We start from the raw sequence: 23,005 nt of genomic DNA, 5'->3' as shown, positions 1-23,005 counted from the left end.
TTTGTGACATCTAATAAATATATATGGAATCAATTATAGCGTTAAATGTAACTAACAGTAAAAGCTATCAAGAATATAGAACTATAGTAACTCAATTAGTAGAACAAAATTCAACTTCAGGGAATGATACTTCTGAAGCAATGGTGAATTATACAATGCTTAACGATAGAAGAATGAAGCGTTGGGATAAAACTATAAAAGTATCTGATGAGGTTATAAAAAGAGTATCAAATTTTAAAGGCGATATTACATGGTTAGTACTTACTGAAAGCTGGTGTGGTGATGCAGCTCACGTTGTACCTGCGATTAATAAAATTGCAGAGTTGAGTGATAACATTGACCTAAAGCTAGTTTTTAGAGATGAAAATGAAGAGCTTATGAATCAGTTTTTAACTAATGGAAGTAAGTCTATTCCAAAATTAATTATGGTAGATAATCTATCAGATGAAGTCATTAATACTTTTGGGCCACGACCTAGCAAAGCAACACAATTAGTGAATGATTTTAAGGCTAAACATGGAACTCTAACACCCGAATTTAAGGAAGAGTTACAACATTGGTATAATACAGATAAAGGACAGAATACAATTAACGATTTGCTAAACCTATTAGGTGTTTAGTTTTTTCCTTGAAAATAATAAGTTATAGATCCTATTTGCTTGTCTTTTGATGTATCAGAATTAAAACGAGCTGTCTTGGCGTATTCTAATGCACTTTCAATTAAGCATTCATTTGTTGATGTAGAGGATGCTTTATTCACGTAAGTGTCAATAACATCACCTCCAGAATTTACAGTAATGTTAATTACAATTTTTCCGCCTGCTTCGCATAAATATACAGGAGGAGGTAAGTGTTTATCTTTTCTGTCTTTAAGTGAATAAGAAACACTACTATTTCTGTTTACAGAAGAGTTTACACCTGTTTTGTTCGTAGAATTGTTACCATTAGATGCAGATGATTCTCTTCTCTCTGGTGAACGCATTGCAATAACATTTTTGATCTTACTATAAGATGATAATTCGTTTTCGTTAATTGAAGGGTCGTAAGATGCACGAGTATTTTTTACATCAGTAACTTCTTCTTCAACCTGATTATCTTCAGTTTCGGTTTGCTTTGTGTTTTTATCAAAATCATTAGAACTTATCGATTTGAAATTTTTCATCATATCTTTAAATTCGCTTTCCTCATTAAAAGCTTTGTTGGTTTCTTGCGATGTTTTATCGTTTGCAGCCAACTCTTCAAGTCTTTTTTCTTCAGGTGTTTTTTCTGGCTCTAGTTCGTAATAGCTTTCAGTAATTAATTCAGCTTTTTGCTTTAAATGAAAGCTAAATAAAGCCAATACCAAAGTAGCTGATATTAATACAGATATGAGTAATGCTTTATGTTTTTCAGTAAAATTCAAAAGTAGGTTTTTATGTTATTTAGGTTACTTAGTTACTAATATATACGTTAAAGTAAGTAAAAAAGATTAAAACAACATAAATTCTAAAAAAATTGAGACGCTAGATAGCTTCTCAGTTTGCCTGTAACCAAAGCGTTTTCTGGAAAAATCGAGACCAATAAGCCATGAGTTTTTATAATTTTCATCATAGATTTGTGCGCCTAAACCAACTTTATATAGCGTACCAGTTTCAAAAGCTTTACCTAAATCGATAAGCCTGCCATAACCACCTCTTATAAAGACTTTATCATCAAAATCGAAAACATTATACTGAAAGTTTAAATACATTGGAAAAAATTGCAAACCACTCTCAGAATGCCAATTATATTCAGCATTTAGGCCAATTGTTGACCTATTGTCAAACTGATACCCAATAGTATTATTTAAAAAAAATGCATTAGGTTTAAAAAATGGACCAGTATCATCTTCAGCTAAAGTGTAGTCTTCATTAATGGTTAATGTTGTTGCTAGCGATATTTTATAAAAAATGCCATTAGTTTTAATATCGTCTTGAGAAAATCCGAAGAAAGAAATGCTTACAAAAAGCAAAGGTAAAAGTTGCTTCATATACAATTTAGTTAGAAACAAATCTGTATCAATAATTATTCCGAAGGAAGTTGTTCAATAAATTTTTCTGGAGAAAGAGCATCAATAACATTAAAATTTCCAATTTTAGTACGACGCAATGCTGATAAATGAGCACCAGAATTAAGTGCTTTTCCAAAATCGTGAGCTAACGATCTTATGTAAGTGCCTTTGCTACAAACAACTCTAAAATCTATATTAAGACCATCAATTTTTGTGATTTCAAACTCAGAAATATTCACTTTACGAGACTTTATTTCTACATCTTCACCTGCTCGTGCAAATTCATACAAACGTTTTCCGTCTTTTTTAATAGCCGAAAACACAGGAGGATATTGATTAATATCACCAATAAACTGTGAGGTTGCATTTTTTATTAATTGCTCAGTAAGATGCTCTGTAGGATAAGTTTGGTCTATTTCGGTTTCTAAATCAAACGAAGGTGTTGTACTGCCTAAAACAAATGTGCCTGTATATTCTTTTATTTGTCCCTGAAATGTATCTATTTGCTTGGTCATTTTACCAGTGCAAATCACCAACAAACCTGTTGCTAAAGGATCTAAAGTACCAGCGTGACCAACTTTTATTTTTTTTATATTGAATGCTCTTCGTATTTCCCACCTTAATTTGTTTACAGCCTGAAAGGAAGTCCAATGCAAAGGCTTGTCAATCAATAATACTTGACCAGAAAGATAATCTTCAGCAGTGTTCATTGGGTTTAGTTTAAAAAAGAATAAGAAATGGCAACAATACCAATTACACTACAATATATTGCAAAATATGAAAGTTTACTTTTCTTTACTAATGAAATCATCCAAGTGCAGGCAAAAAGTCCAGCAACAAAAGCAGCAATAAAACCAGCACTTAAAGGTAAAAAGTTAGCACTATCATAAGTTAAGTCTCCACTTAATATGTCTTTTGCAATTTTACCGAATATTAGCGGAACAACCATTAAGAATGAAAATCTTGCGGCTTTGGTTTTATCATTACCAAGTAAAACAGAAGTTGATATTGTTGCTCCAGAGCGAGATATTCCTGGAAGCATTGCTATGGCTTGAGAAACACCTATAATAAATGCATTAGAAAAACTTACCTTTTTTTGCGTGTCTTTAGCTTTGTCTGCTAAAAACAGTAATAATGCAGTTACCAAAAGCATACAACCAACAAGCATAATATTACCACCAAAAAGTTGCTCTAGTTCTTTTTCAAAGAATACACCTATAATTACTGCTGGAATCATTGAAATTGCAATTTTAGAAGCAAATTGCAAGTCGTCATTCCATTCAAATTTTAAGATACCTTTTAAAATACTCCAAATATCTTTTCTAAAAACAACTATGGTACTTAAAGCTGTTGCAAAATGTAAAACAACTGTAAATAAAAGGCTTTCTTTTGGAACAGATTGGTCTCCTAATATAGCTTTGCCGAGTTCTAAATGACCACTAGAAGATACAGGTAAAAATTCTGTAAGACCTTGAATTATACCGAGAATTATTGAATCTATAAAGTCCATAAAATTAGGAGAGAGTTATTTAATAATTAGGAGCTATTATTTAGATTTTTTTTCTTTGTTTGGATTCAATAAAATAGCATATACTTCAATAGCAAAACCAATTAAAACTAATGTTGGAGCTAATCGTATGCGTCTCCAGCTAAAAATAGATTCATCAAATACATTTGGGTCATCACTTCCGCCTCCTGCCATTAGTATAAAACCAATAGCAATAAAAGCTAAACCTATAAGCATAAACTTATAGTTTTTCTTTCCGAAGATAAACTCATTTTTACTGTCTTCTTTGCGTTTTTTTTCTCCCATGATTACTTAAATTCTGTAAAAATTGTGTCGTTCTCAACCACTAATTGAGCAATATGTTCTGATGTGCCTAAAAACAACTTTGGTAAATGCAAAGTAACGGTTTTATTTAAAACTTTTGTGTTAAGAGTATTTAAATTTAAGCCTCGCTCTAATCCTCGATTTATATAATAAAAGTCTGTTCCGTTATCATGAAATACAATGTCATTGGAAGTACCTTCAGTAATTTTGATGATTTTTACAGTTTGAACGACACAATCTTCAGGTTGAGGATTGTTGATTATGCAAGATGAGAAAAGTAAAAAAATGGAAAGGATGTAAAACGACTTTAGATTTTTCATGGTTGAAATTTATTTATGTAACGAAGATTCATATTTTTTGTTTTGAATCAACACACCAGTTTTGAATGCAAGAATTGTTTGAATCGATACAAGGCAAACTTGTAAAACAACAGGCACATAAAAAAAACGACCAAAAATATTTTCATCTGTAACTACATTATCTGCTGATAAAGGAGGGTAAATAGTTGTAGAATCAAAAACTGCATTAGAAAACACAAACGAAATTAGATAGCTTAAAGCAACTATCATAAATAGGTTTATAGTTAAGGAAATATAATTTACAATTACATTTTTAAATCTGTAAAAGAAAGATCTAATTAGATAAACATCGAAGAACACAAATAGAGTAAGTAAAATTAAAAACTGAAATGAAGGAACAACAAAATAAGTATCATGAACATTAATATCCAAAAATGATTCAGCAAAAATATTTAATGAACCAATATTAAAATAGTAAACCAAAAGAATAAGAATGAGGCAAATAGCAAACCAAATTATTTCTTTTCTTAAAGTTGTATTCATATTAATAATACAATTGATCGGTTTTTAAATTCAAGAAACGCTGTGTTGCAATAAACGTGCTTATCCAAGTTATAAAAATGCCTAGTAAAAACACTCCAATAAATAAACCTCCAAGTAAAACAGGGTTTTTTGCAAGCTCTAACTCTGGGAATGTTTGGTTAAGATAATACAACACCACTGCCATACCAATTAAAGCAACAATGGCTCCAATTATACCTAATTGTACACTTTTTAATATAAAAGGTCTTCTAATAAACGATTTAGTTGCACCAACCATTTGCATAGTTTTAATAATAAATCGTTTTGAGTATACTGCTAAACGTATTGAACTATTAATCAATAAAACAGCGATTAGCGTAAAAATGGCACTAATAATCAACACCCAAAAGGTAATTTTTTTAACGTTATCGTTCATAAGCTCAACCAAATCATTGTCATAACGTATCTCTTCAATAAACTTTTTAGACGCTAGTTCTTCAGTGATACTTTCAAGCGTTTCTGTAGTCACAAAATCGGCTTTTAGGTGAACGTCAATTGAGTTTTGTAATGGATTATAACCCACAAAATCCATAAAATCTTCACCAGTTTCTGCTTTCATCGATTCTGCAGCAGCTTCTTTAGATACATATTCAGTGCTTTTGGTATATTCAGCCATAGCTAAACTTTTCTCTAGTTGATTTACTTCAACTTCTTTGGCAGAATCATTTAAATAAATAGTAACAACAACTTGTTCTTTAAAATGGTCAGCTACTTTTTTAGCATTTAAAACCAACAAGCCAAGACAACCTAATAGAAAAAGAACCAAAGCAATACTAATGACAACAGAAAAATAAGATGAAATTAATTTGCGTTTTTGATACTTGTCAAATGATGAACTCATAAATAAAATGGATTATGCTGTAAAAATATAAAAGAAATCTATTCTGTTAAGGTTTACAACGTTTAAACTTTCAACATTGTTATAATAAGTTTAAATTTGCTCTTTTAAAAGCGGAAAAACACGAAGATGCAATACCATTTTAACGACATTGAAGCCAAGTGGCAAAAATATTGGGCAGAAAACAAAACGTTTAAAGCCTCAAACACTAGCGATAAACCAAAATATTACGTACTAGATATGTTTCCTTACCCAAGTGGAGCAGGCTTACACGTAGGTCATCCATTAGGTTATATTGCTAGCGATATTTATGCACGTTATAAACGTCATAAAGGGTTTAATGTGTTGCATCCTCAAGGTTATGATAGTTTTGGTTTGCCTGCAGAGCAATATGCCATTCAAACAGGGCAACATCCAGCTTTAACGACAGAAGAAAACATAAAAACGTATAGACGACAACTAGACCAAATTGGTTTTTCTTTCGATTGGAGCAGAGAAGTACGTACTTCTGACCCTAATTATTACAAATGGACACAGTGGATTTTTATTCAGTTGTTTGAATCATGGTATAATAACGATACCAATAAAGCGGAATCTATTGAAACGCTTATTTCAAAATTTTCAGCAGAAGGAAATGCCAATGTAAATGCAGTTTGTGATGATAACATTGAACCTTTTACCGCTGAACAATGGAATACTTTTTCATCTGAAAAACAACAAGAAATACTTTTACAATACCGACTAACATATTTAGCTGAAACCGAAGTTAACTGGTGTCCTGCTTTAGGAACTGTGCTGGCAAATGATGAAATTGTAAATGGAGTTTCAGAACGTGGTGGTCATCCTGTAATCCGTAAAAAAATGACACAATGGAGTATGCGTATTTCTGCCTATGCAGAGCGTTTACTTCAAGGATTAGATACTATTGATTGGACAGATTCACTTAAAGAAAGTCAACGCAACTGGATTGGAAAATCGGTTGGAGCGAGTGTGACTTTTAAAGTAAATAATCATGATGAGGTTATAGACGTCTTCACAACACGTCCTGACACCATTTTTGGCGTTAGTTTTATGACGCTTGCTCCAGAACACGAGCTCGTATCTAAAATTACAACTTCAGAACAAAAAGTTGAGGTTGAAGCTTATATTGAAGCCACTGCAAAACGAAGCGAACGCGAACGTATGGCAGACGTAAAAACCATTTCTGGTGCATTTACAGGAGCTTATGCAGAGCATCCTTTTACTAAAGAGCCTATTCCAATCTGGATTGGCGATTATGTGTTGGCTGGTTACGGAACAGGAGCAGTTATGTCTGTACCTTGTGGCGACCAACGTGATTACGATTTTGCAAAGCATTTTAATATTCCTATTCCTAACATTTTTGAAGGCGTAGATATTAGTGAAGAAGCCTTTGCGGATAAAGACAATACTATAATTGCGAATAGCGATTTCCTTAACGGATTAAACTATAAAAAAGCAACCAAGTTAGCCATTTACGAGTTAGAAAAGCTAGGTCAAGGGGAAGGTAAAACCAATTATAGATTACGTGACGCTGTGTTTTCTCGTCAGCGTTATTGGGGAGAACCATTTCCTGTGTATTATGTAAACGGAATGCCGCAAATGATAGATGCACAACATTTACCAATTACGTTGCCTGAAGTTGAAAAATATTTACCAACCGAAAATGGTGAGCCACCTTTAGGTAATGCAACAGTTTGGGCTTGGTGTATTGAAACTAATTCAGTTGTATCAAATGATAAAATAAACAACACTACTATATTTCCTTTAGAGCTAAACACAATGCCTGGTTGGGCAGGAAGCTCACAGTATTTTAATCGTTATATGGATCCTCATAATGAGAATGAAATTTTCTCAAAAGAAGCGATAGATTACTGGCAACAGGTCGATTTATATATTGGTGGAAGCGAACATGCTACAGGACATTTATTATATGCACGCTTCTGGCAAAAATTTATGTTCGATTTAGGGTTAGTACCTGTTGATGAGTTTGCAAAAAAACTAATTAATCAAGGAATGATTCTTGGGACGAGTGCTTTTGTTTTTAAATTGAAATTAATGTGGGTCGATACTCTCTTTCATAAAGGAAGTATAGATTATCTGAAAGAATTGGCATTAAAATTACCAACAATATTATGTTCAACTGAAATTTACCAAAAATATTTTAGTGAAGACTTGTCTTTATTTGATCTGAATGAAAAATATGATTTACCAGAGCTGGATAATTTTTTAAATAATGTAGATACTAATCAAGTTGACATCTATAAATTGTCTTTTGGTGAAACAATGATTCATACAGATGTATCTTTAGTTAATGCATCAAATGAATTGGATGTTGAAGCCTTTAAAAATTGGAGACCAGAGTTTAAAAATGTAAGTTGGATCTTTGAAGATGATAATACTTATACGGTTTTTAGAGACGTCGAAAAAATGTCCAAATCCAAATACAATGTTGTAAATCCTGATGCAATCTGTGAGCAATATGGAGCAGACAGTTTAAGGCTTTACGAAATGTTTTTAGGACCTTTAGAGCAAGCTAAACCTTGGAATACTGCTGGTATTACTGGAGTTCATGGGTTTCTTAAAAAATTCTGGAAGTTGTATGTTGGTGACAATGGTTTAAACGTAAATGATGCTAAGCCAACTGCTGACAATTTAAAAACGCTACATAAAACCATCAAAAAAGTAGAAGAAGATATCGAGAATTTTTCTTTCAATACTTCTGTGTCTACCTTTATGATTGCATGCAATGAGCTAACAGCTCAAAAGTGTACAAGTAAAGAGATTTTAGAGCCTTTGTTAATTCTATTATCACCTTATGCGCCACATATCGCTGAAGAATTATGGAATCAATTAGGTCATAAAGAGTCTATCTCTACTGCAGCTTTTCCTAAATTTGATGCAAGTCATTTAGTAGAGAGCAGTAAAGAATATCCGATTTCCTTTAACGGAAAAATGAAATTCACGATGGAATTGTCTTTAGATTTAAGTAAAGATGACATCGAAAAAGCAGTAATGGCTCACGAAAAAACTATTGCTCAATTACAAGGAAGAGCGCCTAAAAAAGTAATTATTGTTCCTGGTAAAATTGTAAATATTGTTGGTTAATGTCGTTAAGACTAAGGCTTTCATATCGAGCGCAGTCGAGATAAAAGGACGACTTTGTAATCTGATTAATAAATTATTAATTATAAAAATTATGAAAAAAATACTTTTTGTTTGTGTTCTGTTTTTAAGCTTTGCTTGTAGCGAAGAAAAAAAGCAGACTGTTGAAGCATCTTGTGGACAATGCCAATTTGGATTAACATCTCAAGATGGATGCGATTTAGCGGTTCGTTTTGATGGTAAAGCCTATTTTGTGGATGGTGCAGATATTGACGATTTTGGCGACGCACATGATAAAGGTACTGGCTTTTGTGAAGTTGTAAGAAAAGCTGAAGTTACAGGTAAATTAGAAGGAGATAGATTTCAAGTATCTTCTATGAAAATGCTTGATTAATTATTGCTCAATTAATTCATACTTTTCCACACAAGCTTCAATACAAGTATAGTATATTAGTAGTATTGAGTTTTCAATCACAAAAGTCATACTAAAAGGTGGCTCAAAAGTACAAGAGTTTGGTGTTATTGTATTAGTTGTTCCTATGGTAAAGGTTCCAAAACTTCCATCAGTTGTATTTGTACCCATAATACACAAATCTCCATTTGATGCTATAACATCGTCACTGTAAAATGAAACAGTTTTATTGCTACTAACAGTTTCAAAATCTCCACTTCCATCACCAGGATCAGAATACATTTCAATAAGTTTCCACTTGCTTATAAGATCTGCTTCGCTAGGCATGAAAGAATCCTCATCTTTATTAGTGCATGAAATAATAAAAAAAGAGAAGACGATATAAAGGAAAATTCTTTTCATAATATGTTATTTTAGTTAGTGCTTTATATGTAGATGTAAAAAAGGCTAAATGGTTGCGTAAAAAAAAGATACTGACAAAATTTCTTAACTCAAATTTGGCTTATTTTTTGCTATACTTGTATTACATTTACAATTAATAAAAAGTATAAAAAATGATTGGATATTATATATTAATAGGAGCTATAGCTCTAGTAAGTTGGTTAGTAAGTAATCAATTAAAGAAAAAGTTTGCACATTACTCTAAAGTGCAATTACGTAATGGCATGAGTGGTAAAGAAATTGCCGAAAAAATGTTGGCAGATAATGGCATTTATGATGTTGAGGTAATATCTGTTGCAGGGCAATTAACAGATCATTACAACCCTAAGAACAAAACAGTAAACTTAAGTGAGGCTGTTTACAATCAACGAAATGCAGCAGCAGCAGCAGTTGCAGCGCACGAGTGTGGACATGCTGTACAACATGCTCAAGCTTATAGTTGGTTACAAACACGCTCTACTTTAGTGCCAATGGTAAGTGTGACATCAGGTATGTCGCAATGGTTGGTTATTGGAGGCTTGATATTAGCAGGAGCAGCAGGTGTTGGTTTCGGACAATGGATTGCAGTAGCTGGATTAGCATTTATGGCAGTTGCAACTGTATTTAGTTTTATAACATTACCAGTTGAATATGATGCTAGTAATAGAGCATTAGCTTGGCTAAAAGCAAAAAACATGGTTACTCCTGAGGAATATAAAGGTTCAGAAGATGCACTTAAATGGGCAGCTCGTACATATTTAGTTGCAGCAATAGGTGCTTTAGCATCACTATTATATTGGGCACTTCAAGTGTTTGGAGGAAGAGATTAATTCACTAAAAAATATACCATAAACCGAATTCGATATACTGTCGTAATTCGGTTTATTTTTTTTCATATTTTTAACTTCTAATAAAAAACTAACATATTATGGAAAATTCACCTGAAGGACCTTTTCAGAATTTTGAAAGCAAATTACTATTGAGTTCATTATCTGAAGTTGATCGTGTCGCATTTTATAAAAAAACCTATGCACATGTTGCTGGTGGCGTTTTAGTATTTATTTTATTTGAGTATCTACTGCTTCAAAGTGAAACTATTGTCAACTTTGCTTTATCAATGACAGAGGGTTTTAAATGGCTTTTAATGCTAGGAGGGTTTATGTTTATTACTACATATGCTGAAAGAATGGCTCTAAAAACTCCAGATAAAAACAAGCAATATTTAGCCTATGGTTTATATATTTTGGCTGAAGCATTTATTTTTGTGCCTTTAATTTATATTGCAGCTTTTTATATGGATTCTGGTCCTGAAATTTTAAATCAAGCAGCCATAGTAACACTAGCATTATTTACAGGATTGTCAGCAGTTGTGTTTTTTACTAAAAAAGATTTTTCGTTTTTAAAAACAGGATTAACAATAGGTTTTTTTATTGCTATAGGATTAATTATTGCAGGTTCTCTTTTTGGGTTTAATTTAGGACTGTGGTTTTCAGTTGCTATGTGTTTATTAGCAGGAGGTTCAATTTTATACCAAACATCAAATTTGGTAAATAAATATTCTAGTGAAGATTATATACCAGCAGCTTTAGGATTGTTTGCATCTTTAATGTTATTGTTCTGGTATATATTGAGTATTTTTATGTCTAGAGATTAAGCATTATCATAATAAATAAAAAAGCCTCTGAATTTTCAGAGGCTTTTTTTATATTTTAATTTGTCTATCTATTTGCTGTGCTAATGATATAAAGGTTTCGGTTCTTGAAACACCTTCAATTGACTGAATTTCTTTATTTAATAAATGCATTAAATGCTCATTATCTTTACAAAGTATTTTAATAAAAATACTCCAGTTACCTGTAGTATAATGACATTCTAAAACTTCAGGTATTTTTTGTAATTGTTTTACAGCTTCAGGATTACTTACTGCTTTATCTAAATAAATACCAATAAAAGCCATTGTTGTATAACCTAAAATTTTAGGGTTGATAACAAATTTAGAACCCGAAATTAAACCAGATTTTTCAAGTTTGCGTAACCGTTGGTGTATAGCTGCTCCAGAAATACCTACTTGTCGTGCAATTTCTAGAACAGGAGTTCTTGCATCTTGCATTAATGCACGAAGTATCTTTTTATCGATACCATCTATCTGTAAATTTTGATTTACAATTTTCATCAGTATTTGTATTTCTGTTTAAAAGATAAAAGTAATAAAATGATTTAAAATTGTAATTCAGGTTCAGCCAAACTGTAATTATATTCTATGTTTTGTGCTCTTCAAACATTCAAAGCATTATAACCTAAATAAGGTACATCAGACTCTGTAAATTGAATATCATAATCTTCTAACTCTTTTAAAATAGGATCATAAACTTCTTTGGTTATCGGAATTTGAACACCAGGCGTTTTAATTTTTTCATTTAAAATTGCTAAGGTTGCAATTGCAACAGGTAACCCAACAGTTTTAGCCATTGCAGTATAAGTTTGGTCTTCTCCCTTAGTAACCATTGTAGAATCTATTTGATGCATTTTCCCATTTAACTCATAGCCAAATTTGTGATACATCACAATCATATCTTTATCATCTTCTTCTAATGTCCAACTGTCCATTAGTATTTTTTGAAGAATTTCAGCAGGTGTTGCTTTTTTAAGCTCTACCATTTTTTTAGAATTAAAAATATCTAGCTCTAAAAATTTATCCCAAATAATATCGTCTTGCTCAATTTTTAATTGGTATCTAAATTTTAATTCAACAGAATCTGTATGACTATATGGTAAGAATGAATTTACAAAGTCGCGATAACTCATATTTTCACTATCATCAATAGTATAACTATCATCAGTCATCCCTAATTGTACAAACATATTCCAAGCTCTGCTAAAACCAACACGTCGTATAGTACCACGATATAATGTTTTTACATCATCTAATCCGTAAACACTTTGATACTTTAAAGAGTCGCGATTAGCATAAGCTTCAAAACGACCAAAGCCTTCTACTTCTAAAAACTCAGTTCGTCTAAATAATCTATGGTAAGGTATATATTTGTAAGTACCTTCTTGTATAAATTTTGCTGCTCCACCTTGTCCAGCTACAACTACATTTCGTGGGTTCCATGTAAATTTGTAATTCCATAAGTTGGTATCGCTTTCAGGAGCTACTAATCCTCCAGTAAACGATTCAAATAAAATCATTTTACCGCCTTTAGATCTGATGCTGTCAATTACTTTCATAGCACTCATGTGGTCAATACCTGGATCTACACCAATTTCGTTCATAAACACTAACCCTTTTTCTTTAACAGCTTTATCAAGTGCTTGCATTTCGTCACTTACGTAAGATGCAGTTACCATGTTTTTATTATATGTAATACAGTCTTTTGCAACTTCTATATGAAAGCGAGCAGGAAGCATTGATACTACTATATCAGCATTTTGGATTGCGTTTATGCGAGAAGACTTATCAAAAACATCTAGCATTATAGCTTGAGCATTTTCATGCTTTCCTATTAGTTTTTTAGCATTATGTATGTTAATATCTCCAACAATAACATGTAGGTTTTCTGTAGTTGATTTATCTAATAAATATTTTATAAGGTATGAGGTTGATTTTCCAGAACCTATAACTAAAATCTTTCGCATAATGGGATTTGTTGAGTAATTTTGTAATTGCGAATTTACTAAATACTAAAGGTTATAAAAATTTAAACACAAACTTTATATGAACAAAACTATATTAATTACAGCAGCCATTTTAGGGATATTAAGTATTGTTTTAGGAGCTTTTGCAGCTCATGGTTTAAAAGAACTTATTTCGGTAGAATTTCAACAAACATTTGAGACAGGAGTACGATACCAAATGTATCATTCTATTTTTCTTTTGTTTGTGGGAACAACCTCAATAATCTCATTAAAAGCTAAGAAATCTATATTTTATTGTACACTTATTGGGCTTTTGTTTTTTTCTGGTTCTATATATGCGTTAGCTACAAATACACTTACAGGTTTCGATTTTAAAACGATAGGATTTATAACTCCAATTGGAGGATTATTATTAATAGCAGCTTGGCTAATTTTGTTGATAAACTTTTTAAAAATCGATAAGGATAAATCATAAAATTAGGTGTGTACTTTAAAATAATGTTTAATTTTGCATCAACAAACAACACAAAAATATTATGGTAGATCATACCCAAACTACGAAATCGATTTCGTTAGAACAATATGGAATTAAAAATGCCAAAGTTAATTATCAACTCTCACCAGACCAACTTCACGAGATTGCAATAAAAAAAGGACAAGGTGTTGAAGCCTCTACTGGAGCTTTAGCAGTAAATACTGGAGAATTTACAGGACGTTCACCAAAAGACAGGTTTATTGTAAAAGACGCAGTTACTGAAGATAAAGTATGGTGGGGAAATGTTAACATTCCTTTTGAGTCTGATAAGTTTGAAAAATTATACAAAAAAGTAACAGCATACCTTTCAGATAAGGAAGTTTTTGTAAGAGATAGTTATGCTTGTGCAGATGAGAAATACAAATTAAATATTAGAGTTATAACAGAATATGCTTGGAGCAATCAGTTTGCTTATAACATGTTTTTACGTCCAACAGAAAAAGAATTAGAAAATTTTACACCAGAATGGACTATTGTTAATGCTCCAGGATTTATGGCTAACCCTGAAGTAGATGGAACACGTCAGCATAACTTTGCTATTTTAGACTTTACTAGAAAAATTGCACTAATTGGAGGAACAGGTTATACAGGTGAAATTAAAAAAGGAATTTTTTCAGCTTTAAATTTTATTCTACCTGTTTACAAAAATACTTTACCAATGCATTGTAGTGCTAATGTTGGTAAAGATGGAGATACTGCAATTTTCTTTGGATTATCAGGAACTGGTAAAACAACATTGTCAGCAGATCCAAACAGAAGATTAATTGGAGATGATGAACATGGTTGGACAGCAGAAAACACTGTGTTTAATTTTGAAGGTGGTTGCTACGCAAAAGTGATTAATCTAACGGAAGAAAATGAGCCAGATATTTATCATGCAATTAAAAAAGGAGCAATCCTTGAAAATGTTGTTATGAATGATAAAGGAGAAGTTGATTACGAAGATATATCTATTACCCAAAACACCAGAGTAAGTTACCCAATTGATCATATTAAAGATATTCAAGTACCATCAATAGGGAAAAATCCTAAAAATATATTTTTCTTAACAGCAGATGCTTTTGGTGTATTGCCTCCAATATCTAAATTAACTCCTGGTCAGGCAGCTTACCATTTCATTTCTGGATATACCGCTAAGGTTGCTGGAACAGAAGCAGGTATTGATGAGCCAACACCAAATTTCTCAGCATGTTTTGGAGCGCCTTTCATGCCATTGCATCCTACAAAGTATGCAGAGATGTTAAGTGCTAAAATGAAAGAAACAGGTGTTAATGTATGGTTAATTAATACAGGTTGGACTGGTGGAGCTTATGGTGTAGGAAGTCGTATTAAATTAAAATACACACGTGCCATGATTACAGCTGCACTTAATGGAGATTTAGACTTAGTGACTCCAGAAACATACAGAACACATTCAGTATTTGGATTATTACAACCAAGATTTTGTCCTGGTGTACCAACAGAAGTATTAAGTTCTAGACAAACATGGAATAATGATGAAGCTTATTATAAAACAGCTTACAAATTATCTGAATCGTTTAGAGAAAACTTCAAAAAGTTTGAAGAGTTTGCTAATGACGAAATTCTTGCTGGAGCTCCAAACTTAAAAAGTTAATAAGATAAACTAGAATAAAAAAAGCGCGATTTTTAAAATCGCGCTTTTTGTTTTTATATGGATAAAGGTTTATTATTTTCCTTTATTTACTTTTTCAATATATTTCTCTAAAGCCATAGTCATAGATGGTGTTTCTGGAGTTGGAGCAGCAATATCAACACGCAATCCTGCTTCTTCAACAGCTTTAATAGTAGTATTACCAAAAACAGCTATTCTAGTGTCATTTTGTTTAAAGTCAGGAAAATTATGTAATAATGAATCAATTCCTGAAGGACTAAAAAATACTAAAATGTCATAAAACACATTTTCTAAATCAGATAAATCACTAATTACAGTTTTGTAAAAAATGGCTTCTTTCCACTTCACGTTAAGTGAGTTTAAAGTTTTAGGCACTTCATCTTTTAATTTATCTGTAGTTGGAAGTAAAAATGACTCATCCTTATATTTTTTAATTAATGGAGATAAGTCTTCAAATTCGCGTTTACCTACATAGATCTTACGTTTTCTGTACACCACATATTTTTGCAAATAAAAAGCTACTGCTTCCGATTGGCAAAAGTATTTCATAGTATCCGGAACTTTAAAACGCATTTCTTCAGCAACTCTAAAAAAATGATCAACAGAATTTCTACTTGTTAGTATAATAGCAGTGTAGTTATTCAAATCAACTTTTTGTTGTCTGATATCTTTTGCTGGTACACCTTCTACATGTATAAATGGTCTGAAGTCAATTTTTACCTTCTGCTTTTCTTGAAGATCAAAATAAGGCGAATTTTCGATTTTAGGTTCGGGCTGAGAAACTAAAATTGTTTTCACTTTCATAGGCCTAAGTTAGGTTTAGCTTAATATTCTATAATTAGTTTATATAAAATCAGATAAGGTCCAATTTCAAGTGCGCAAAGATACAAAATAAAATAGAATAAGTTATTGATAATTAATTTTTGGTAGTTTTTGAAAGAAGTAAACAATCCAATGAGATTTATTAAAAGCAAAACAGCTAATACTATATATATAATTGTTTTAGAAGGCTCTAATGTAAAAATTAATAACACGTTTATTGGTAGTAGTATAAAGCCACTAAAATTAAGATAGCTGGTTTTTTGAAATAGGTAAGAATCTATAATTCTATCAATTTCAAATAAGCTAGCAATTAAGCGTTCAAAAAGTACTTTCATTAATATTAAAGCAGCAACACCAAAAACAACTTTTAAGAATGTTATGATTTCAAATTTAATTGGGCTAATAACTGTTGAGTAAGCTATATAAGAAAAGGTTGCAGCTCCAAAAACTAAGTTTAAAAACAAAAGCGTATCAAAGCCATCAATAAATTTCTGATCTCTTTCGTAAATTTTAAGATATTTAGAATTACCAATTACTTGCAAAAAATCCTCAAAACGTTTAGCAAATAAAAATTTAGACATGGTAATTAACACCAAGCCAAATACAATGAAAATGGTAAACCATTCGTTAGATACTATTTCTCGTAACATGTTTGCTAAATTATAAAGAATATTTTATCTGTTTAACTTTTATTTATGCTTCTTTCAATAAAATTAATACTTTAAAAAAACTTACTTTTGCTAAAATTAAATTTTAATGAGAGACACTATTGTCATCATTCCAACTTATAATGAAATTGAGAATGTTGAAGCTATAATAAGAGCAGTATTTGCTCAAGAAAAAGCTTTTAATATTCTTATTGTTGATGATAATTCGCCAGATTTAACAGGTCTTAAAGTAAAAAGCTTACAAAAAGAGTTTGGAGACAGACTATTTTTATTAGAAAGAAAACTTAAAACTGGTTTAGGTACTGCATACATTGATGGTTTTAAATGGTGTTTGGATAGAGATTATGAGTATGTTTTTGAAATGGATGCTGATTTTTCTCATAATCCAAACGACCTAATAAAACTTTATAATGCCTGCCATATTGATGGAGCAGATTTAGCAATTGGCTCAAGATATATAGATGGTGTAAATGTTGTAAACTGGCCAATGACCAGAATTTTGTTATCATATTTTGCATCTAAATATGTGAGATTTATAACCAGAATGAAAATACAAGATACTACTGCTGGTTTTGTATGCTATAAACGAAAAGTGCTATCTACTATAGATTTAGATAGTGTTAAGTTTGTTGGATATGCATTTCAAATTGAAATGAAGTATAAAGCGTATTTAAAAAAGTTTAAAATTGTTGAAGTTCCAGTAATTTTTACTGATAGAACAAAAGGAAAATCTAAAATGAGCGGAAGAATTATTAATGAAGCTATTTTTGGAGTACTAAAAATGAAGTTTAAGAGTTTACTTGGTAAAGAATAAAATGAAGGAAAAAACAGTGCTTATTAAGAATGCCAAAATTGTTAATGAAGGCAGTATTTTTGAAGGCGATATACTTATTGAAGGTGAGTTTATAAAAGAAATTTCAGATTCAATAAGCGCGAAATCGTCAGATGTTAAAGTATTGGATGTTGAAGGAAGCTATGTGTTTCCAGGTGTTATAGATGACCAAGTTCATTTTAGAGAGCCTGGATTAACCCATAAAGCAACAATAGAAACCGAATCTAAAGCTGCAATTGCTGGTGGAATTACATCATTTATTGAAATGCCAAACACGGTTCCAAATACAACAACGGTTGAAAAACTTGAAGAAAAGTTTGATATCGCAGCAAAAACATCGCATGCTAACTATTCTTTTATGTTTGGTGGTACAAACGATAACCTTGAAGAAATTTTAAAAGTCGACCCTAAAAACGTTGCTGCATTAAAGTTGTTTTTAGGCTCATCAACTGGAAATATGTTGGTTGATAATCCTGAGGTTTTAGAAAAAATATTCAAGAGTACTAAGTTGTTAATTGCTGTACATTGTGAAGATGAAACCACAATAAGAGAAAATCTAGATATTCATTTAAAAAAGTATGGTAATGATATTCCAATTGAGTGCCATCCAATTATAAGAAGTGAAGAGGCGTGTTATTTGTCATCTTCTAAAGCTATCGAATTAGCAAAGAAAACAGGTGCAAGATTACACGTTTTTCATTTGTCTACAGGAAAGGAAACTAAATTGTTTTCAAACAAAATTCCTTTAAAAGACAAAAAGATAACAGCCGAAGTTTGTATCCATCATTTATGGTTTAGTGATGAAGATTACAAACAAAAAGGCACACTCATTAAATGGAATCCTGCTGTAAAAACTGCTAACGATAGGGAAGAGTTGTGGAAAGCACTGTTAGATGATAGGATTGATGTAATAGCTACAGACCATGCACCTCATACGCTGCAAGAAAAGAAAAATGTATACACAGATGCTCCTTCAGGAGGACCACTTGTTCAACATGCTTTGGTAGCTATGGTGGAAGCTTATCATAAAGGAAAAATATCGCTAGAAAAAATTGTCGAAAAAATGTGTCATAATCCTGCTATTTTGTTTCAAATAGATAGACGAGGTTATGTAAAGCCTGGATATTTTGCCGATTTAGTTGTTGTAGATATAAATAGTCCTTGGACTGTAAAAAAAGAAAATTTATTGTATAAATGTGGGTGGTCTCCATTTGAAGGTGTTAACTTTAAATCTAGAGTAACACATACATTTGTTAATGGAACCTTGGTGTATCAAAATTCTAAGTTTTTTGATGTAAAACCAGCAAAACGATTAACTTTCAATAGATGAGAATTTTAGTTTTCATAATGTATATTATTCTTTTTGTTGGTTGCAATTCTGTTAACCGACCAAAAAAGCCAGATAATTTAATTTCAAAAGATAAAATGTCTGAAATTATTTATGATGTTTACATAATGAATTCTGCAAAAGGAATTAATAAAACATTACTTGAAAACAATGGTATTCTCCCTCAAGAGTTTATATATAAAAAACACAGTATTGATAGCTTACAATTTGCGAATAGTAACGATTATTATGCTTTTGATACTGAGGTTTATGAAGGTATAATTAATAAGGTGAAAGAGAAAATTGAAAGTGAAAAAGTAAAGTATGAAGCTATAAATGAGGAAGAACTTAAAGCTGAAAAAGAACTTAAAGAAGCAACTAGAGCTAAAGAATTAAAAAAATCACCTAAAGTTTTAAAAGAATTTAAAGAGGTTAAGCAATAGGCTTAGCTTTTTCTTTGATCCTTCATAAAATATCCACACACTGTTTCTAATGAGTTGTCTATGGCGCTAAACTCAAACCCTAAAGCATTTTTAATTTTAGAATTATCATAAAAAGTTTTGGTTCTAGCAGTTTTTGCTACTTGTTTTGATAGTCTTCTTCGTTTGCCAAAAAGTTTATGGTTTAGCCAATCTAATCGCCAACCCATTTCTAAAATAAATTTTGAAGCTTCCTTTTTAGCTGGAGCAACACCCAAAATTTTTGCTGTTTTATCTTGAAACTCTTTAAACGACAAATTATCTGATATGAGAATAAAACGTTCGTTTTTTATGTCGCTTTGCATTAGCTTTTGCATAATAGCGACAACGTCCCAAACATCAACATAAGCAGTAACACCATGTGTATAGTGTGAAAATCCTTTATAAACCTGTTTAATTAAACTTCCACTTCCACCACCATTCCAATAACCAGGACCTAAAATAATTCCAGGGTTTACAATTACAGCGTCAACACCTTCTTGAGTACCTCTCCAAACTTCAATTTCGGCACCATATTTTGTAATAGCATAAACGCTATTGTCGTATTCTGGATTCCATTCGGTAGTTTCACTAATAATATCATTAGTTTTATTATGTCCAATAGCTGCAATAGAGCTCACATAACATAATTTCTGTACATTATTTGCAACACATAAATTAACAATATTGGCAGTGCCTTGAATATTAATTTTACGAAGTTGATGGTATTTGTCTGGTTCAAAGCTTACAAAAGCAGCGCAATGATATACATGTGTAACATTGTTAAATGCTTCAGATAATGTAGGCAAATCATTTAAGTCGGTTTCAACCCAATCAATTGAATCAAAAAGTGTCTCAAAATCTTCTGTATAGTATGAAAATACTTTTTTTACAGATTCCAATTTATGAGTTCTTCTGTATATTGCCCTAATGTTTTTTGTGGTAGTTGCTAATTTATAAAGTAAATGCGAACCTACTAAACCTGTGCCTCCTGTAACTAAAATCATATAACTAAGGTAAAGAATTATTCATAATTGACTAGTAATTATGCATTGATTTTTATCTTTGCGACAGTTTATTAAAAATTTCACCAAATGATAAAGAATTTTGTAGAAGAATTAACTTGGAGAGGCATGATACACGATGTAATGCCAGGTGCTGAAGAACATTTAATGGAAAGCATGCGAAGTGCTTATGTTGGTTTTGATCCAACAGCTGATTCTTTACATATTGGTAATTTAGTGCCTATAATGCTGCTTGCACATTATCAAAGATGTGGACATAAGCCTTTTGCTTTGGTTGGAGGTGCAACAGGTATGATTGGTGATCCTTCAGGGAAATCTAGTGAACGTAATTTGTTAGATGAAAAAACTCTGCGTCATAACCAAGAAGCTATTAAAAAGCAATTATCACACTTTTTAGATTTTGAGAGCAAATCTGGTAATGCTGCTGTTTTAGTAAATAATTATGATTGGATGAAAGATTTTTCATTCCTTGAGTTTATTCGTGATGTAGGTAAGCATATTACTGTTAATTACATGATGGCTAAAGACTCTGTTAAAAACAGAATTTCTTCTGAATCTACAGACGGAATGAGTTTTACTGAGTTTACTTACCAATTGGTACAGGGTTATGATTTTCTTCATTTATACAAACATAACGATTGTACTATACAAATGGGAGGAAGTGACCAATGGGGAAATATTACTACAGGTACAGAATTAATTCGTCGTATAGGTAATGGTAAAGGATATGCTATAACCTGTCCTTTAATTACAAAAAGTGATGGGTCTAAATTTGGTAAGAGTGAAGGAGGTAATGTTTGGCTTGATGCAGAACGCACATCGCCTTATAAATTTTACCAATATTGGCTTAACTCAAGTGATGAAGATGCAGAAAAGTATATAAAAATATTTACGTTTTTAACTCAAGAGGAGATTAATACACTTATTAAAGAACATCAAGAAGCACCACATTTAAGACAATTACAAAAGCGTTTAGCCGAAGAAATTACAGCAATGGTTCACTCTACTGATGATTTAGAGAATGCTATAAGAGCTAGTGATATATTGTTTGGAAAATCAACAAGTGATGATTTAAAACGATTGAATGAAAAAACTTTTTTAGATGTGTTTGATGGTGTGCCACAAGCAGAAATTTCTAGAGCTGATATTGATGAAGGTTTAGATATGATTGCTGCACTATCTGCTAAAACAGAATTTTTAAAATCTAATGGCGAAGCACGACGAGCTTTAGGTGAAAATGCTATTTCAGTCAATAAAGAAAAAGTTGCTGAAGATTATATTATTACTAAAGACGATTTAATTAACAACAAATTTGTCTTATTACAACGAGGTAAGAAAAACTACTACGTTATTGTAGTAAACTAAACAAAAGCAAAAGCCTGATTTAATTACTAAATCAGGCTTTTTTAAAATAACTAACAACTATTTTCTTTTTCAATAACTATAGTTGTTTATTATGTCGACTTTCTTATTAATTACTTACAAAACCATTAAATTACAACCTCTAATATCACTGTTATCAAATCGGCCAATAATTTCAAATGTTCCATCATGATGTACTTTACCCAAATCTTGAGTTGCAATAAATGAACAGGAGTTAATATTTGCCAAATCTATCACATTAATACCTCCATTTTGTTGTTGAGGTAAAATGGTAAGTGCATCTTCAGTATCTCTGGTTAGTATTTTCATCCATTTAGGACATTCAAAAACACCATTGCCTTTCGAATATGCTTGACTTAGCAATTCGGTCATTCCGTATTCGCTATGTATAGTATTTACTCCAAAACCTTGTTTTAAAATTGTATGAAGTTCATCTCTAACCAATTCTTTTCTACGTCCTTTCATTCCTCCAGTCTCCATTACAACAGTATTTTTAAGCTGAAACTGATAAGATTCAACTAAATCTAAAAGCGCAAAAGAGACACCAATTAATAATATTTTTTTTCCTTTTTTATCTAAAACTGTAAGTGTTTCATTTAATTCAGACAGGTTGTTCAAATAAAAACCACTTTCAGGATGTTTAGATGTTTTAATGAAATCCTCAACCATATAGATTAATGAAGAGCCTTCGCGTTCTAAATAAGAAGGCAACAAAGCTAAGATTACATAATCTTCAATAGGTCCATAAAAGCACTCAAATCCTTTAGTAAAACTTTCTTTGTAAATATTTAGGTCTGTAACATGATGTTTACTAGTTATACTGCCTGTAGTTCCTGAGCTGGAAAACGTTTTTTCAACAGTGTTTATGTTACTTAAAACGTCATGCGATTTAAAAAACTGAATTGGTAAAAATGGGATTTCGTTAATAGACCTTACATCACTTGGGTGTTTGTAAAGTAAATCACAAAACGAGCGATAAACAGGGTTGTTTTCAAACTGGTGTTTGAATATTTTTAAAGCTAAGTTATTAAACTCATCTTCTGTTGAAATGTTAAAAATTGCATTTGTGTTTATCATCAATGCAAAAGTAGATAAAATAAAAAAGCGTTGCCAACTAAGACAACGCTTTTAAAATATTAAAAAGTAAAA

At 31.4% G+C, this 23,005-nt stretch carries 26 protein-coding genes; 11 read left to right on the top strand and 15 right to left on the bottom strand.

The genetic code is table 11. The features are described from left to right. Positions 1 to 23 precede the first annotated feature (23 nt). Positions 24 to 620, top strand: a complete 597-nt coding sequence (locus IEW41_RS05555; RefSeq protein WP_188605302.1) for a thioredoxin family protein — start codon at positions 24 to 26, stop codon at positions 618 to 620. On the opposite strand, the gene IEW41_RS05550 is transcribed toward IEW41_RS05555, so the two are convergent. From IEW41_RS05550 to IEW41_RS05515, 8 genes are all read right to left on the bottom strand, one after another. Next, positions 617 to 1,402, bottom strand: coding sequence for a hypothetical protein (locus IEW41_RS05550; RefSeq protein ID WP_229660174.1), 786 nt, complete (start codon positions 1,400 to 1,402; stop codon positions 617 to 619). The genes IEW41_RS05555 and IEW41_RS05550 overlap by 4 nt on opposite strands. Positions 1,403 to 1,468: 66 nt before the next feature. Continuing rightward, positions 1,469 to 2,008, bottom strand: coding sequence for a hypothetical protein (locus IEW41_RS05545; protein WP_188605301.1), 540 nt, complete (start codon positions 2,006 to 2,008; stop codon positions 1,469 to 1,471). Positions 2,009 to 2,043: 35 nt separating this feature from the next. Further along, positions 2,044 to 2,739: a tRNA pseudouridine(55) synthase TruB gene (gene truB, locus IEW41_RS05540; RefSeq protein WP_188605300.1), complete on the bottom strand. Its 696-nt coding sequence runs from the start codon at positions 2,737 to 2,739 to the stop codon at positions 2,044 to 2,046. A 5-nt stretch (positions 2,740 to 2,744) separates the two neighbouring features. Beyond that, positions 2,745 to 3,539, bottom strand: a complete 795-nt coding sequence (locus IEW41_RS05535; RefSeq protein WP_188605299.1) for an undecaprenyl-diphosphate phosphatase — start codon at positions 3,537 to 3,539, stop codon at positions 2,745 to 2,747. Positions 3,540 to 3,575: 36 nt separating this feature from the next. Continuing rightward, positions 3,576 to 3,842 carry a DUF3098 domain-containing protein gene (locus IEW41_RS05530; RefSeq protein ID WP_188605298.1) on the bottom strand — a complete coding sequence of 89 codons (267 nt, stop codon included), beginning with the start codon at positions 3,840 to 3,842 and terminating at the stop codon, positions 3,576 to 3,578. A 2-nt stretch (positions 3,843 to 3,844) separates the two neighbouring features. After that, a complete protein-coding gene (locus IEW41_RS05525) occupies positions 3,845 to 4,180 on the bottom strand; it encodes a hypothetical protein (protein ID WP_188605297.1) in 336 nt (111 codons plus the stop codon). Positions 4,181 to 4,189: 9 nt separating this feature from the next. Next, positions 4,190 to 4,702 (bottom strand): hypothetical protein, encoded by a 513-nt coding sequence (locus IEW41_RS05520; protein ID WP_188605296.1) that lies wholly within the window; start codon positions 4,700 to 4,702, stop codon positions 4,190 to 4,192. Position 4,703: 1 nt separating this feature from the next. Beyond that, entirely contained in the window at positions 4,704 to 5,582 is an 879-nt protein-coding gene (locus tag IEW41_RS05515) for a cell division protein FtsX (protein WP_188605295.1), read from the bottom strand. 126 nt (positions 5,583 to 5,708) lie between these two features. On the opposite strand from IEW41_RS05515, the gene IEW41_RS05510 reads away from it, so the two are divergent. Together IEW41_RS05510 and IEW41_RS05505 are read left to right on the top strand one after the other, a co-directional pair. Then, positions 5,709 to 8,705: a leucine--tRNA ligase gene (locus IEW41_RS05510; protein WP_188605294.1), complete on the top strand. Its 2,997-nt coding sequence runs from the start codon at positions 5,709 to 5,711 to the stop codon at positions 8,703 to 8,705. Positions 8,706 to 8,796: 91 nt separating this feature from the next. Further along, positions 8,797 to 9,096: a DUF6370 family protein gene (locus IEW41_RS05505; protein WP_188605293.1), complete on the top strand. Its 300-nt coding sequence runs from the start codon at positions 8,797 to 8,799 to the stop codon at positions 9,094 to 9,096. Here IEW41_RS05505 and IEW41_RS05500 read toward each other — a convergent pair whose 3' ends face one another. Continuing rightward, positions 9,097 to 9,516, bottom strand: coding sequence for a hypothetical protein (locus IEW41_RS05500; RefSeq protein ID WP_188605292.1), 420 nt, complete (start codon positions 9,514 to 9,516; stop codon positions 9,097 to 9,099). Positions 9,517 to 9,668: 152 nt separating this feature from the next. On the opposite strand from IEW41_RS05500, the gene IEW41_RS05495 reads away from it, so the two are divergent. Together IEW41_RS05495 and IEW41_RS05490 are read left to right on the top strand one after the other, a co-directional pair. Next, positions 9,669 to 10,364, top strand: a complete 696-nt coding sequence (locus tag IEW41_RS05495; protein ID WP_188605291.1) for a zinc metallopeptidase — start codon at positions 9,669 to 9,671, stop codon at positions 10,362 to 10,364. Between the two features lie 98 nt (positions 10,365 to 10,462). Then, on the top strand, positions 10,463 to 11,188 hold the full coding sequence (locus tag IEW41_RS05490; protein ID WP_188605290.1) for a Bax inhibitor-1/YccA family protein: 726 nt from the start codon (positions 10,463 to 10,465) through the stop codon (positions 11,186 to 11,188). Between the two features lie 48 nt (positions 11,189 to 11,236). Here the strand turns inward: IEW41_RS05490 and IEW41_RS05485 are convergent, their stop codons facing one another. After that, positions 11,237 to 11,707 carry an Lrp/AsnC ligand binding domain-containing protein gene (locus IEW41_RS05485; protein ID WP_188605289.1) on the bottom strand — a complete coding sequence of 157 codons (471 nt, stop codon included), beginning with the start codon at positions 11,705 to 11,707 and terminating at the stop codon, positions 11,237 to 11,239. Positions 11,708 to 11,808: 101 nt separating this feature from the next. Continuing rightward, positions 11,809 to 13,173 carry a saccharopine dehydrogenase family protein gene (locus IEW41_RS05480; protein WP_188605288.1) on the bottom strand — a complete coding sequence of 455 codons (1,365 nt, stop codon included), beginning with the start codon at positions 13,171 to 13,173 and terminating at the stop codon, positions 11,809 to 11,811. 79 nt (positions 13,174 to 13,252) lie between these two features. On the opposite strand from IEW41_RS05480, the gene IEW41_RS05475 reads away from it, so the two are divergent. Then, entirely contained in the window at positions 13,253 to 13,648 is a 396-nt protein-coding gene (locus IEW41_RS05475) for a DUF423 domain-containing protein (protein WP_188605287.1), read from the top strand. Between the two features lie 61 nt (positions 13,649 to 13,709). Next, entirely contained in the window at positions 13,710 to 15,323 is a 1,614-nt protein-coding gene (pckA, locus tag IEW41_RS05470; protein ID WP_188605286.1) for a phosphoenolpyruvate carboxykinase (ATP), read from the top strand. Positions 15,324 to 15,395: 72 nt separating this feature from the next. Here the strand turns inward: pckA and IEW41_RS05465 are convergent, their stop codons facing one another. Next, positions 15,396 to 16,145 carry a uroporphyrinogen-III synthase gene (locus IEW41_RS05465; RefSeq protein ID WP_188605285.1) on the bottom strand — a complete coding sequence of 250 codons (750 nt, stop codon included), beginning with the start codon at positions 16,143 to 16,145 and terminating at the stop codon, positions 15,396 to 15,398. A gap of 20 nt (positions 16,146 to 16,165) precedes the next feature. Beyond that, positions 16,166 to 16,813, bottom strand: a complete 648-nt coding sequence (locus tag IEW41_RS05460) for a DUF4271 domain-containing protein (RefSeq protein WP_188605284.1) — start codon at positions 16,811 to 16,813, stop codon at positions 16,166 to 16,168. 106 nt (positions 16,814 to 16,919) lie between these two features. Here IEW41_RS05460 and IEW41_RS05455 point away from each other — a divergent pair, with 106 nt between their 5' ends. From IEW41_RS05455 to IEW41_RS05445, 3 genes are read left to right on the top strand one after another with little or no spacing between them, the layout of a single operon-like run. Further along, complete coding sequence (locus IEW41_RS05455; RefSeq protein ID WP_188605283.1) at positions 16,920 to 17,645, top strand: polyprenol monophosphomannose synthase; 726 nt, start codon at positions 16,920 to 16,922, stop codon at positions 17,643 to 17,645. Between the two features lies 1 nt (position 17,646). Then, positions 17,647 to 18,993 (top strand): dihydroorotase, encoded by a 1,347-nt coding sequence (locus IEW41_RS05450; protein WP_188605282.1) that lies wholly within the window; start codon positions 17,647 to 17,649, stop codon positions 18,991 to 18,993. After that, positions 18,990 to 19,433 carry a DUF4296 domain-containing protein gene (locus IEW41_RS05445; RefSeq protein WP_188605281.1) on the top strand — a complete coding sequence of 148 codons (444 nt, stop codon included), beginning with the start codon at positions 18,990 to 18,992 and terminating at the stop codon, positions 19,431 to 19,433. Before IEW41_RS05450 ends, IEW41_RS05445 begins: the two co-directional genes overlap by 4 nt. A gap of 2 nt (positions 19,434 to 19,435) precedes the next feature. Here the strand turns inward: IEW41_RS05445 and IEW41_RS05440 are convergent, their stop codons facing one another. Continuing rightward, entirely contained in the window at positions 19,436 to 20,455 is a 1,020-nt protein-coding gene (locus IEW41_RS05440; protein ID WP_188605280.1) for an NAD-dependent epimerase/dehydratase family protein, read from the bottom strand. An 87-nt stretch (positions 20,456 to 20,542) separates the two neighbouring features. Between IEW41_RS05440 and tyrS the strand changes: the two genes are divergently transcribed. Further along, positions 20,543 to 21,838, top strand: coding sequence for a tyrosine--tRNA ligase (gene tyrS / locus IEW41_RS05435; protein ID WP_188605279.1), 1,296 nt, complete (start codon positions 20,543 to 20,545; stop codon positions 21,836 to 21,838). A gap of 114 nt (positions 21,839 to 21,952) precedes the next feature. On the opposite strand, the gene IEW41_RS05430 is transcribed toward tyrS, so the two are convergent. After that, positions 21,953 to 22,933: a LuxE/PaaK family acyltransferase gene (locus IEW41_RS05430; protein ID WP_188605278.1), complete on the bottom strand. Its 981-nt coding sequence runs from the start codon at positions 22,931 to 22,933 to the stop codon at positions 21,953 to 21,955. Positions 22,934 to 23,005: the final 72 nt, after the last annotated feature.

The organism is Aquaticitalea lipolytica (assembly GCF_014641635.1).
GTDB lineage: Bacteria > Bacteroidota > Bacteroidia > Flavobacteriales > Flavobacteriaceae > Aquaticitalea > Aquaticitalea lipolytica.
Note: the sequence above shows the minus strand (reverse complement) of the source record. Positions and strands in the feature narration are given on the sequence as shown.